At 69.3% G+C, this 12781-nt stretch carries 7 protein-coding genes; 2 read left to right on the top strand and 5 right to left on the bottom strand.

The features are described from left to right. Nucleotides 1-82: 82 nt before the first annotated feature. On the bottom strand, nucleotides 83-2245 hold the full coding sequence (gene murJ, locus DTB53_RS15430) for a murein biosynthesis integral membrane protein MurJ (protein WP_012380075.1): 2163 nt from the start codon (nucleotides 2243-2245) through the stop codon (nucleotides 83-85). Between the two features lie 50 nt (nucleotides 2246-2295). Then, a complete protein-coding gene (locus DTB53_RS15425; RefSeq protein ID WP_012380074.1) occupies nucleotides 2296-4590 on the bottom strand; it encodes a DUF6049 family protein in 2295 nt (764 codons plus the stop codon). Nucleotides 4591-4792: 202 nt separating this feature from the next. Here DTB53_RS15425 and DTB53_RS15420 point away from each other — a divergent pair, with 202 nt between their 5' ends. Continuing rightward, nucleotides 4793-6235 carry a CCA tRNA nucleotidyltransferase gene (locus tag DTB53_RS15420; RefSeq protein ID WP_012380073.1) on the top strand — a complete coding sequence of 481 codons (1443 nt, stop codon included), beginning with the start codon at nucleotides 4793-4795 and terminating at the stop codon, nucleotides 6233-6235. A gap of 98 nt (nucleotides 6236-6333) precedes the next feature. Here DTB53_RS15420 and DTB53_RS15415 read toward each other — a convergent pair whose 3' ends face one another. From DTB53_RS15415 to DTB53_RS15405, 3 genes are all read right to left on the bottom strand, one after another. After that, nucleotides 6334-7602 carry an MFS transporter gene (locus tag DTB53_RS15415; protein WP_012380072.1) on the bottom strand — a complete coding sequence of 423 codons (1269 nt, stop codon included), beginning with the start codon at nucleotides 7600-7602 and terminating at the stop codon, nucleotides 6334-6336. A gap of 125 nt (nucleotides 7603-7727) precedes the next feature. After that, on the bottom strand, nucleotides 7728-8810 hold the full coding sequence (locus tag DTB53_RS15410; protein WP_003967866.1) for an inositol-3-phosphate synthase: 1083 nt from the start codon (nucleotides 8808-8810) through the stop codon (nucleotides 7728-7730). 59 nt (nucleotides 8811-8869) lie between these two features. Then, nucleotides 8870-9577 carry a PadR family transcriptional regulator gene (locus tag DTB53_RS15405; RefSeq protein ID WP_003967865.1) on the bottom strand — a complete coding sequence of 236 codons (708 nt, stop codon included), beginning with the start codon at nucleotides 9575-9577 and terminating at the stop codon, nucleotides 8870-8872. A 400-nt stretch (nucleotides 9578-9977) separates the two neighbouring features. Between DTB53_RS15405 and DTB53_RS15395 the strand changes: the two genes are divergently transcribed. Next, entirely contained in the window at nucleotides 9978-12734 is a 2757-nt protein-coding gene (locus DTB53_RS15395) for a transglycosylase domain-containing protein (RefSeq protein ID WP_202549317.1), read from the top strand. The last annotated feature ends 47 nt before the right edge of the window (nucleotides 12735-12781 follow it).

Raw genomic sequence — 12781 nt, 5'->3', positions numbered from 1 at the left:
ACAGTCACGCCAATTGTGCCCACACTCCGGCGCTATGCACGACACGCGGAGTGCGGCGATGGTTGTGCGGGCGCGCGCTCATTCAGCGTCCGAGCCGTCCACGGACCATGCCGACCAGGCCGTTGACCTCTTCGATGCGCATCTTCTTCGCCGCGACGAAGAAGATGCCGAGGAGGATGACGCCGCCGCAGATCAGCGCGGCCAGTGAGCCGAGCGCGCCCGTGCCGACGAGTTCCAGGATCCCGAAACCGACGGCGCCGCCGACCAGGGCGGCGGGCACCGCGGCCATGCAGAGGCGCGCGTAGGTCCGCACGATGTGCGCGCCGTCCAGGTCGCCGCCCAGTCGGTTGCGCAGCCGGCGCCAGGCGACGCCGACGCCGACCGCGTAGGCCAGGCCGTAGGAGAAGGCCATGCCGACGACGGCCCAGCGGGCGGGCAGGACGACATAGCAGAGGGCGGAGGCGGCGGCGTTGACGGCGGCCACGATGACCGTGTTGTAGAAGGGGGTGCGGGTGTCCTCGTAGGCGTAGAACCCGCGCAGGACCACGTACTGCACGGAGTACGGGATCAGGCCGAGCGCGAAGGCCATGAGGATGAAGCCCATGGAGCGGGCGGCCTCGATGCCGCTGGAGGCGTAGAGCAGGGTGGCCATCGGCAGGCCGAGCGCGAGGAAGGTGAAGGCCACCGGCACGATGGCGACGGCCGAGTTGCGCAGTCCCTGCGAGATGTCGTCGCGGACCGCGCCCGGGTCGTTGTCGTGGGCGGCCCGGGAGATGCGGGGCAGCAGCGCGGCCATGACCGAGACGGTGATGATGGCCTGCGGCATGCCCCAGATCAGCTGGGCGTTGGAGTAGGCCAGGAACCCGGTGCCGTCGTGGCCCGAGGCCGTGCCGGCCGCAGTGGCGAGCTGGGTGACGACCAGGACGCCCGCCTGGTTGGCCAGGACGAACAGCACGGTCCACTTGGCGAGCTTGACGGTCTTGCCGAGCCCGTGGCCCTTCCAGTCGAACCGGGGGCGGAAGCGGAAGCCCGTCTCGCGCAGGTAGGGAATCATCGCCAGCGACTGGACGACGAGTCCGAGCAGGGTGCCGATGCCCAGCAGCCGGACGCCCTCCGGGGGGATGGTGTCCACGCCCATCTGCGACTCACCGGACGTGCCGTAGACCCAGATGAACAGCCCGAACGTGATGATCATGACGATGTTGTTGAGGACCGGGGTCCACATCATCGCGCCGAACTTCCCGCGGGCGTTGAGGATCTGGCCCATCACCACGTGCACGCCCATGAAGAAGATGGTGGGCAGGCAGTAGCGGGCGAAGGTGACGGCGACGCTGTTGGCGGCGACGTCGTCGGCGATCGTGCTGGACATCAGCTTGATCAACACCGGTGCGACGAGGACCGCCGCGGCGACGATCAGGCCGAGGGCGACCATCACCAGGGTCAGCAGCCGGTTGGCGAAGGCCTCGCCGCCGTCCGCGTCGTCCTTCATGGCACGGACGAGCTGCGGGACGAAGACCGAGTTGAGGCCGCCGCCGACGGTGAGGATGTAGATCATCGTCGGCAGGGTGTACGCGATGGTGAAGCTGTCGCCGAGGAGTGCGGCGCCGAGTGCGGCGGTGATCACCAGGGACCGCACGAAGCCGGTGAGCCGGGAGACGAGCGTGCCGGCGGCCATGACCGCGCTGGACTTGAGGAGTCCGGAGACCTTGCCGCCGCCGCCCTTGGCGGGGACGGGTGCGGGTGCCGGTTCGGGCTGGGGCGGTACCGGGGGCTTCCCCGAGCCCTCCTGGTCCCGGAAGAGGTGGGCGAAGGCGTCCGGCTCCTGCCGGTCGTCCGACGCCTGGGTGACGAGCGCGTCGACGCCGACGAACTGCGTGGTCGCCGGGCGGTCCCCGTACGGCAGGTGACGGGAGGGGCCCGCCGGTTCGGGGGGCGGGGTCTGGGCCCAGATGCGCGGGTCGGGGGCGTAGGGAGCGGGGGGCGGCTGCTGGTAGAGCGGCGCCGGCTGCTGGTAGGTGCCGGGAGGCGGCGGCGGGTGCGCGGCGCGGTCGTAGAGCGCCTCGTCCACCGGGTCCTGGGCGGCCAGGTCCTGTGCCCGGTAGGGGTCGTCCTCGTAGGCGTGCTGGAGGTACGGGTCCGGCGGCACGGAGCCGTCCTGGCCCGCGTCCGGAGGAAGCGGAGGCCCGCCCGGAGACGCTGCTCCGCCCGCGCCCTGCCCGCGGTCACCGTCGTACGGCGCGTTCATCGAAACCCCTACCTCATCGTCCCCGGCCGACCGGCCACGACAGACATCGCTCAACGGTCCACTTTCTCACCCGTTCCCGACGGGGCCCCGCTTTCCGGACCGGTGTCCGGAGTCGGGTCACTCGGCTGCTCGGGTCCGTCACCGTTGCCGTCCGCCGTGTCGCTTGCCACGGCGCGCTTGCGGTGGCTGTACATCCTGATACCCGCCAGCACCAGGAGCAGCAGGCCGCCGGCGATGACGAGCAGCACGGTGGGCGTCACCTCGGAGACCTTCACGGTGAAGGTCATCTCCTCGCCGTACTGGGTGCCGTCCTCCGTGTACAGCCGGGCGGTCACCTGGGCGCGGCCGTTGGCGCTGGTCGCCGTGTCGAACTTCACCGACTGGCTGTGGCCGCCCGCGATGCTGACCGGCAGTTCGGCCATGCTCCCGTCGTCGTTGAACTTGAGCCGGATGTTGTCCGAGGTCAGCTGGAGGACCAGCCGGTCCACGCCCTGCACCAGCTTGTTCTGCACGGTGACGGGGATCGTCGCGCTGCGCCCGGAGAGGGTCACGTCGGACTTCTCGATGAGCTGCACCTCGGAGGTGAGGCTCTGCAGGTAGTCGCGGACCGCGTCGCGGTACTGCTGCGCCTCCAGGGACCGGCCGCGCCAGGACGTCGACATCGAGCGGTTGACGGCGTTGCCGAAGGGCGTCACCACGCGCTCGGGCTGCGTCAGGATCGTCTCGAAGCTGTCGAGGGAGCCCTGGGTGGTCCGGATGTCCTGGAACGCCTGCGTGGGCAGTTCCTGGGCGCGGAGCTTCTTGGGGTACGCGGAGGCCCGGGGAACCTTGGTGGTGGCCCTCGGGTCGGGCTTCACCTCGGCGGCCGCGGTGAGGTCCGAGGGCTGCGTCCAGCGGTTGCCCGCCAGGCCCTCCAGCGCGCGGGCCATCGTCTGGGCCTGTGCGGCGGTGGGCATCCGCGGCGGGGCCACGACGATGCTGCGCTCGTTGTCCGGCGCCTGCTCGGTCAGCGCGAGGGTCTGGGCGAGGAACTTCTGGACGGCGCGGGTGGCGGAGCCCGCCCTCGACATGTCGCCGTCGAACAAGGTCGACAGCCGGGCGTCCGCGACGATCGCGGTGGTGCCTCCGCCGATCGGCCGGGCCGCGGTCGGGGTGTAGGGGAGGTCCGAGGTCTCCCGGAAGCTGTCGCTGCGGGCGATCACGTTGTGTGCCCCCGCCGAGGTCGCCACGTCGACGATGGACGAGTCCACGGCGCCGTTCACGGGCCAGGCGAAGTCGGTGGACGGCTTCACGTGGAGGATGGTCTCCACGGTGGTCGCGGCCACGGCGGAGGCGTTCTGCAGATGGCTGAGCGTGCCGGAGACGTTCTTGCCGCGGTGCGCGATGGACGCCAGGTCGGGGTCGGCGAACGGCAGCGCGATCACCTTGCCGTCCTCCACCACCTTCTCCAGCGCGCTGAGCCACTGCCGGGCGACGGCCTGATTCTTGCCCGGGACGGTCGTGTCACCGGACTCGACCTCGTACTTGCCGGCCATCGCCGCGACGCTCGCCAGGAGGTCCGGGTCGACGACCCAGGTCACGGGGAGCCGGCTGCCCAGGGACACCAGCTGCTCCAGCCGGCCGCCGGGCGCCAGTTCCTCGGCCAGGTCGTCGTTGGTGAACACCGGGGTCTGCTGTTCGTCCGAGCGGGTCTCCGCCGTGACGTGGGGGGACGCGATCAGCGGCCAGAGGAAGGTGAGCTTCGTCCTGCTGTCGCTCGCCTCGGGCTGCCAGGGCAGGAACGAGCGCTCGATGCCCAGCACCTGCTCGTAGGGCGTGGTGGTGGTACGGCCGGAGACCGAGACGCCGAGCTGGTAGACGCCCGGGTCGTCCAGGCCGAGCTTGTCGACCGGCACGGTGAGCGTGAAGTCCTGGGCGATCCCCTTGGCGAGCTTGGGGAACTTCAGCGTGTACTTGTCCCCGACGGTGACCGGGTCGGCGCCGGGGACGTACGTGGAGCGCTTGGCGGCGTCGTCGACCTCTCCGCGTCCGGAGAGCCGGGGCCCGACCCGCAGATCGACCTCGGCGCTGCTGATCGTCTCCTTGCCCTTGTTGGTGAGCGTTCCGGAGACGGTCAGGGTGTCGTCCTCCGTCGGAACGCTCGGGGAGAGCGTGTTCAGGGACACATCGACCGTACGGGAGCCGGTGGGGGCCTTGGCGGGCTCCGTGGCCGGGGCGGCACCGGCGGCCGGAACGGCCAGGAGACCGGCCAGCAGCGGTGCTCCGAGCACCGCCGAGGCCGTGCGCCGGAGCCACCGGCGGGCAGGAGAGGGACGAGTCCCCTGGAAATCTGCCGCCTCGGCCACGCGCCTACCCGTCCCTCGTCGTCGTCAGATGCTGTCGGTCGTTCGGTCCTGCGTCCACGCATGGTAACGAGGTGCGGCGGGCCGAAGTGCTGGGGTCCATCGGACATGATCGCGGGCGTCCCGCAGGGCCTCCGTAAACGATCCGGCGGGGGCCCGTAAACGATGACGTCGCCGCCGGTCCGTGCACGTACCCTTTTCTGTTGTGCCGAACGCCAACGAAGAGAACGCCAGTGCACTGAGCCAGGTGCAGCACCGCGCGGTGAGTGAGCTGCTGCGGGTGTCCCCGGTCGCCGACGACCTCGCCCGTCGATTCCAGGAGGCCGGATTCGGCCTCGCGCTGGTCGGCGGCTCGGTCCGCGACGCACTGCTGGGCAGGCTGGGGAACGACTTGGACTTCACCACCGATGCCCGACCCGAGGACGTGCTCAAGATCGTCCGCCCCTGGGCCGACGCGGTGTGGGAGGTCGGGATCGCCTTCGGCACCGTCGGTTCCCAGAAGGACGGCTACCAGATCGAGGTCACGACCTACCGGTCCGAGGCCTACGACCGCACCTCGCGCAAGCCGGAGGTCTCCTACGGCGACTCCATCGAGGACGACCTCGTGCGCCGTGACTTCACGGTCAACGCGATGGCCGTGGCGCTGCCGGAGAAGGAGTTCGTCGACCCGTACGGGGGTCTGAAGGACCTCGCCGACCGGGTGCTGCGCACTCCGGGCACGCCCGAGGCGTCCTTCTCCGACGACCCGCTCCGCATGCTGCGCGCGGCCCGCTTCGCCGCCCAGCTCGACTTCGAGGTCGCCCCCGAGGTCGTCACCGCCATGACGGAGATGGCCGCCCGGATCGACATCGTCTCCGCCGAGCGGGTCCGCGACGAGCTCAACAAGCTTCTGCTCTCCCAGCACCCGCGCAAGGGTCTGGGACTGCTGGTCGACACGGGGCTGGCCGCCCATGTGCTGCCCGAGCTTCCCGCGCTGCGTCTGGAGAGTGACGAGCATCACCGTCACAAGGACGTCTACGAGCACTCGCTGACCGTCCTGGAACAGGCCATCGACCTGGAGGAGGACGGCCCCGACCTCGTGCTGCGGCTGGCCGCGCTCCTCCATGACATCGGGAAGCCGCGGACCCGCCGCTTCGAGAAGGACGGCCGGGTCTCCTTCCACCACCACGAGGTGGTGGGCGCGAAGATGACCAAGAAGCGCATGACCGAGCTCAAGTACTCCAACGAGCTGGTCAAGGACGTGTCCAAACTGGTGGAGCTGCACCTGCGCTTCCACGGGTACGGCGACGGCGAGTGGACCGACTCCGCGGTGCGCCGGTATGTGCGCGACGCCGGCCCGCTGCTCGAACGCCTCCACAAGCTGACCCGATCGGACTGCACGACCCGGAACAAGCGCAAGGCGAACGCGCTCTCCCGCACCTACGACGGGCTGGAGGAGCGCATCGCCCAGCTGAAGGAGCAGGAGGAGCTCGACTCGATCCGCCCCGATCTGGACGGCAACGAGATCATGCGGATCCTTGAGGTCGGGCCCGGGCCGGTGATCGGCAAGGCGTACGGGTTCCTGCTGGAGCTGCGTCTGGAGCGCGGCCCCATGGAGCGGGACGCGGCTGTGGCGGCGCTCAAGGAGTGGTGGGCGCGGCAGAACTGAGCTCTGCGGTGGATGTTTCACGTGAAACATCGGCCACGGGATGGGGAGAGGGGCGTTGTTTCACGTGAAACAACGCCCCTCTCCCCATCCGCGACCGGCTACCGGTAACCGTCGATGCGTCGCCGACGGAACAACGTCACCGCGACCACCGAGTACAGCACCGACACGACCACCACGACGGCGACCGATCTGCCGTCCGGCGGGAGCATCAGAGCGGCCACCCCCGCGGCGCTCACGAACGCGACGTTGAAAAGCACGTCGTAGAGCGAGAAGACCCGGCCGCGGAAGGAGTCGTCGACGGAGGTCTGCACCACCGTGTCCGTCGCGATCTTCGACCCCTGGGTCACGACGCCGAGCACGAACGCGGCGATCAGCATCGGGAGCGGGGCGAAGGAGAGGCCCAGGGCGGGTACCAGGACCGCCGCCGCGCCGGCGCAGCCCACGATCCATCCGTACCGGCCGAGCCGTCCCACCGCCCAGGGAGTGATGACGGCGGCGACGAAGAATCCCGCACCGGACACCCCGACCGCCAGGCCGAGCAGCGCCAGCCCGTCGGACTCGGTGTCCGACCAGGCGTAGCGGCACAGCATGAGCACCATCACGGTGAGCGCGCCGTAACAGAAGCGGATCACGGTCATGGCGGCCAGGGCTCCGGCGGCGTGTCTCCGCTGCCCCAGATGGCGCAGCCCGGCGAGGAGGCCGCGCGCGGTGACGGCCAGAGCGGCCCGCAGCCGCAGCGGGCTGCCGTCGGTGTCCGGTCCCAGCAGGGGACGGGGCAGGCTCAGGGACGCCAGTGCGGAGAGCAGGTAGAGCATCGACCCCAGCAGTACGACCGCCGCGTCGGACTCGTCGGCCACCAGCCGCACGACGAAGGCGAGACCGCCCCCCGCGGTGGCCGCCAGGGTGCCGGCGGTGGGGGACAGGGAGTTGGCGACGACGAGGCGCTCGGTGTCGACCACCCGGGGCAGGGCGGCGGAGAGACCGGCCAGCACGAAACGGTTGACGGCGGTGACGCAGAGGGCCGAGGCGTAGAACAGCCAGTCGGGCACCGAGGCGAGGATCAGCAGGGCCGTGGAGCAGGCCAGAGCGGCCCGCAGAAGGTTCCCGTAGAGGAAGACCTGGCGCCGGGGCCAGCGGTCCAGCAGGACCCCCGCGAAGGGGCCGATCAGGGAGTAGGGCAGGAGGAGCACGGCCATCGCGGAGGCGATGGCGGCGGCCGACGTCTGCTTCTCGGGGGAGAAGACGACGTACGCGGCGAGGGCGACCTGGTAGACGCCGTCGGCGGACTGGGACAGCAGCCGCACGGTGAGAAGGCGGCGAAAGTTCCGCAGGCGCAGCAGGGTGCGCAGATCACGCGCGACAGACATGGGAGCAAGCGTCACACACGTCGGGGGTCCGCGGGCGGATTGCCCGGGGACCCCCGACGTGCGGCAGGAGGAGGTGAGCGTCTGCGCTCAGACTCCGGTGAGGCTTCTCGGCCGAGGGGGCCGGTTCAGCTCTCGGTCTCGCCGTTGATGAACTTCTCGACGTTCTCGCGGGCCTCGTCGTCGAAGTACTGCACCGGCGGCGACTTCATGAAGTAGCTCGAGGCCGACAGGATCGGGCCACCGATGCCGCGGTCCTTGGCGATCTTCGCCGCACGGACAGCGTCGATGATGACACCGGCCGAGTTCGGGGAGTCCCACACCTCGAGCTTGTACTCCAGGTTCAGCGGGACGTCGCCGAAGGCGCGGCCCTCGAGGCGCACGTACGCCCACTTGCGGTCGTCCAGCCAGGCCACGTAGTCCGAGGGGCCGATGTGGACGTTGTCCGCGCCGAGCTCGCGGTCACGGATCTGCGAGGTGACGGCCTGCGTCTTGGAGATCTTCTTGGACTCCAGGCGCTCACGCTCGAGCATGTTCTTGAAGTCCATGTTGCCGCCGACGTTCAGCTGCATCGTGCGGTCCAGGATGACGCCCCGGTCCTCGAACAGCTTCGCCATCACGCGGTGCGTGATGGTGGCGCCCACCTGGGACTTGATGTCGTCGCCGACGATCGGGACACCGGCCTCGGTGAACTTGTCCGCCCACTCCTTGGTGCCGGCGATGAACACCGGGAGGGCGTTGACGAACGCGACCTTGGCGTCGATGGCGCACTGCGCGTAGAACTTCGCAGCGACCTCGGAACCGACGGGCAGGTAGCAGACGAGAACGTCGACCTGCTTGTCCTTGAGGACCTGGACGACGTCGACCGGGGCGTCCGCGGACTCCTCGATCGTCTGGCGGTAGTACTTGCCCAGGCCGTCGTGGGTGTGGCCGCGCTGGACGGTCACGCCCGTGTTCGGCACGTCCGCGATCTTGATGGTGTTGTTCTCGCTGGCGCCGATGGCGTCCGCGAGGTCGAGGCCGACCTTCTTCGCGTCGACGTCGAAGGCGGCGACGAACTCGACGTCACTGACGTGGTAATCGCCGAACTGGACGTGCATCAGACCGGGCACCTTGCCGGCCGGATCGGCGTCCTTGTAGTACTCGACGCCCTGCACCAGCGAGGCGGCGCAGTTGCCCACGCCTACGATGGCTACGCGAACCGAACCCATTCCGGTTGCTCCCTGTGTGATCGATGTTTCCGATGAAGTCGCCGCGGAGTGCGACGACTTCACATGGCGGTGTCGTCGGACGGATCCGGCCGGGTGTTGTCCCGGTGCCGGGGCAGGCCGCCCGTCTCTCCAGGTGTGTCCTGCTGAGCGGAGCCCTCGGGCGAGGATCGTCGCTGATCCCGTCCCGACCGCTCGCTCTCGATGAGCTCGTTCAGCCAGCGCACTTCGCGCTCCACGGACTCCATGCCGTGCCGCTGCAGCTCAAGTGTGTAGTCGTCGAGTCGTTCCCGGGTGCGGGCGAGAGAGGCGCGCATCTTCTCCAGGCGTTCCTCCAGCCGGCTGCGCCGGCCTTCGAGCACCCGCATCCGCACCTCGCGCTCGGTCTGGCCGAAGAAGGCGAAGCGCGCTGCGAAGTGCTCGTCCTCCCAGGCGTCCGGACCGGTGTGCGACAGCAGCTCCTCGAAGTGCTCCTTACCTTCTGGCGTCAGCCGGTAGACGATCTTCGCCCGGCGTCCGGTCAGGGATGAGGAGGGGGTGGCCGGGCGCCCGGCGACCGGCGTGGTGTCCGCCGGATCACCGGCGGGCTCCTCGATCAACCAGCCGCTGGCCACCAGCGTCTTGAGGCAGGGATAGAGGGTTCCGTAGCTGAACGCACGGAAGATCCCCAGCGAGGTGTTGAGGCGTTTGCGCAGCTCATAGCCGTGCATCGGTGATTCGCGGAGCAGACCGAGAACAGCGAACTCGAGGATGCCGGAGCGTCTGCTCACCGGTGCCTCCTCCTTCTCCCGCTGCCTCCGTCGGCACGGTCCACCGAAACCACCGGTGTGCTTATGCCGTGCTGATGTATCGACTCGATACATCAGCACGATAGATCGCTCCGACCTGTTCGACAAGGGTGGCCTTCGTGAGCGGCGTCACATCGGCAATTCCCAGGGTTCGACTTGCGTTGTTTGGGGTGAAGTTCGGCCCTAGGCGGGTTTTGACCGTGCGTAGTCTGTCCGGCATGCAGACCACCGGGAACCGCGAGCCGCTTTCGCGCGTCAGTTATCGCGGACTGCCGGATGTACCGCGGGTGAGCCTTCCGCAGTGGCTTGTCCGTCATTCGGGGGGACCGGATCTCAACTGCCGCTTCCAGGCGCTCTCGCCTGCCCGAGGAGTAGTCGTTCCATGAGCGAGCACCGTCGCAAAACGCCGCAGCCACAGGGTGGCGGGCGTGCAGCGGCCAGACGAGCCGCCCAGCAGTCGACCGGACGCCGAGCAGTCCCGTCACGCAGAGCCACGTCGGCATCACCTTCCGAATCGCCGTCCGAGTCGCACGGCGAGGAGCGCCGCTACGGCAGCCGGGCCGAGGCCCGCCGCGCGGCCCAGAAGGGGGGCCGGCGCCGGGGTGCCGACGCGGGGGGCCACGGCGCGGGCGGCGGTGGCCGACGCCGCGGTGGCGGCGGTTCCGACGGTCCGGGGGGCCGGGGGCGCGACCACGGGGACCCCGGCAAGAAGCGCATCATCGACTACCCGCGCCACGGCAGGTACGGATTCCGCCGCTGGGTGCCCTCGTGGAAGCTGGTCTCCGGGCTCTGTCTGGGCTTCCTCGGCGTGCTGATGGGCGTCGGGGGCATCTCGTACGCCCTGGTGTCCAAGCCGAACATCAACGAAGCGGCCTCGGCGCAGAACAACGTCTACTACTGGGCCGACGGCACGCAGATGGTGGCGACCGGTGGCGCGGTGAACCGCCAGGAGCTCAAGTACGAGCAGATCCCGGAGGAGATGCGCAACGCCGTCATCTCGGCCGAGAACAAGAGCTTCGAGACGGACAAGGGCATCGACCCCGTGGGCATCGGCCGTGCCCTGGTGAACATGGCCACGGGCGGTGAGACCCAGGGCGGCTCGACCATCACCCAGCAGTACGTGAAGAACTCCATGCTCTCCCAGGACCAGACGCTCAAGCGGAAGTTCCAGGAACTCTTCATCACGCTCAAGGTCGCGGGTGAGGACAGCAAGGAAAAGGTGATGGCGGGGTACCTCAACGTCTCGTACTACGGACGTGGGGCCTCGGGGCTGCAGGCGGCGGCCCGCACCTACTACAACAAGGACGCCGACGAACTGAACGCGAGCGAGTGCGCCTTCCTGGCCACCCTGCTCAAGGGCGCGAGCTACTACGACCCCGCCGGCGCCCCCGACATCGACAAGAACAACGCGACCGCGGAGAAGAACACCAAGCGGGCCAAGGAGCGTTGGGAGTGGATCCTTGACGAGCAGGTCAAGGACGGGCGCATGACGGCCGAGGACCGCGCCAAGTACACGAAGTTCCCCATGCCGCTGCCGAAGAAGAAGGACGCCAAGCTGGGCGGCCAGACCGGCTACCTGGTGGAGCTCTCCAAGAAGTACTTCCTCGCCAACAACGACCAGGGCATCGACGCCAAGCAGTTGGAACTGGGCGGCTACGAGATCCACACCACCTTCCAGAAGAAGAGGGTGAAGCAGCTCGAGGACGCGGTGAACAAGGTCTACAAGGCCAAGATCCGGCCCGAGGAGCGCCCCAAGACGGACACGCACGTCGAGTTCGGCGGTGCGTCCGTGGACGCGAAGACCGGCGCGATCATCGCCACGTACGGCGGTCAGGACGCCACCACCCACTTCACGAACAACGCGGACGCCACCGGCGCCCAGGTCGGTTCGACGTGGAAGCCGTTCGTCCTGGCCGCGGCCATGCAGTACGGCGTGCGCGACCCCTCGGGCGGGCCGGAGCAGAGCAACTCCCAGCGCACCCAGGTGTCGCCGGAGAGCATCTACAACGGCGACGACGGCCTGCGGATCAGGGACTACACCGGCAAGATCTGGCTGAACGAGGACGACAAGGAATGGCGCCAGACCAACGACGGCAACTATGACTACGGCGAGATCGACCTGCGCACGGCCATGGAGAAGTCCGCCAACTCCCCGTTCGTACAACTCGGCATGGACGTCGGTACGGACAAGGTCAGGGACGTCGCAGTCGCCTCCGGTCTGAAGAACGACGACTTCATGGCGGACGCGACGGTTCCCTCGTTCTCCATCGGCACCTCGTCGCCCAGCGCCATCCGGATGGCGGGCTCCTACGCCACCTTCGCCACCAGCGGCCAGCAGAACGACACGTACTCGGTGACCGAGGTGAAGAAGGGGGGCGAGGTCGTCTTCCAGCACAAGAAGCAGCCCAAGCGCGCCTTCAGCCCGGTCATCGCGGACAACGTGACCGACGTGCTGAAGAACGTCGTGGAGAACGGAACGGGTGAGCCCGCCCGTCTGGAGGGCCGCGAGGCCGCGGGCAAGACCGGTACCACCGACGGCAACCGGTCCGCCTGGTTCGTCGGGTACACGCCGCAGATCTCGACCGCCATCAGCATGTTCCGGTACGACGACGACGAGACGAACAAGCAGCGCGAGTTCCTCAAGATGTTCGGCACCGGTGGCGAGGAGAAGATCCACGGAAACTCGTTCCCCGCCTCCATCTGGCACGACTACATGACCGGGGCGATGAAGGGCAAGAAGGCCATCTCCTTCCCGGAGCCGAAGGACCTGGGCGATGTCGTCTGGGGCGGCGGCGCCGTCAGCCCCAGCCCGACGCCCAGCCCGACGCCCTCGCCGACGCCCTCCGAGGAGGAGCCGCCGCCGAGCCCGACGCCGACCCAGACCACTCCGACCCCGCCGACGCCGACCCCGACCAAGACCTGCGGCATCTTCGACCCGAACTGCCAGGAGGCCAACGGCGGGGCGAACGCCGGAGCCGACGGCGGGGGCGACAACGCCGGAGCCGACGGGGGCGCCGCCAACGGCGGAGCGGACGGCGGAGCCGACGGTGGAGCGACCGACGGAAGCGACAACGGCGGATCCCAGGGAGCCGGCGGCAACCCGGGCGGCACCGGGTCCATCTGGGGCAACAGCGGCTAGCCGGACGCCCCGGCCGGGCCCTCACGGGCCGGCCCGTGACAGCGGCG

Origin of the sequence: Streptomyces griseus (assembly GCF_900460065.1) — a bacterium.
Classification (GTDB): domain Bacteria; phylum Actinomycetota; class Actinomycetes; order Streptomycetales; family Streptomycetaceae; genus Streptomyces; species Streptomyces griseus.
The sequence above is the reverse complement of the archived record's forward strand: the minus strand, read 5'-3'. Positions and strand labels throughout refer to the sequence as shown.

Coding starts and splice junctions, on each gene's coding strand:
- murJ (WP_012380075.1), bottom strand. CDS start 2,245: ATGAACGCGCCGTACGACGGTGACCGCGGGCAGGGCGCGGGCGGAGCA.
- DTB53_RS15415 (WP_012380072.1), bottom strand. CDS start 7,602: ATGTCTGTCGCGCGTGATCTGCGCACCCTGCTGCGCCTGCGGAACTTT.
- DTB53_RS15410 (WP_003967866.1), bottom strand. CDS start 8,810: ATGGGTTCGGTTCGCGTAGCCATCGTAGGCGTGGGCAACTGCGCCGCC.
- DTB53_RS15395 (WP_202549317.1), top strand. CDS start 9,978: ATGAGCGAGCACCGTCGCAAAACGCCGCAGCCACAGGGTGGCGGGCGT.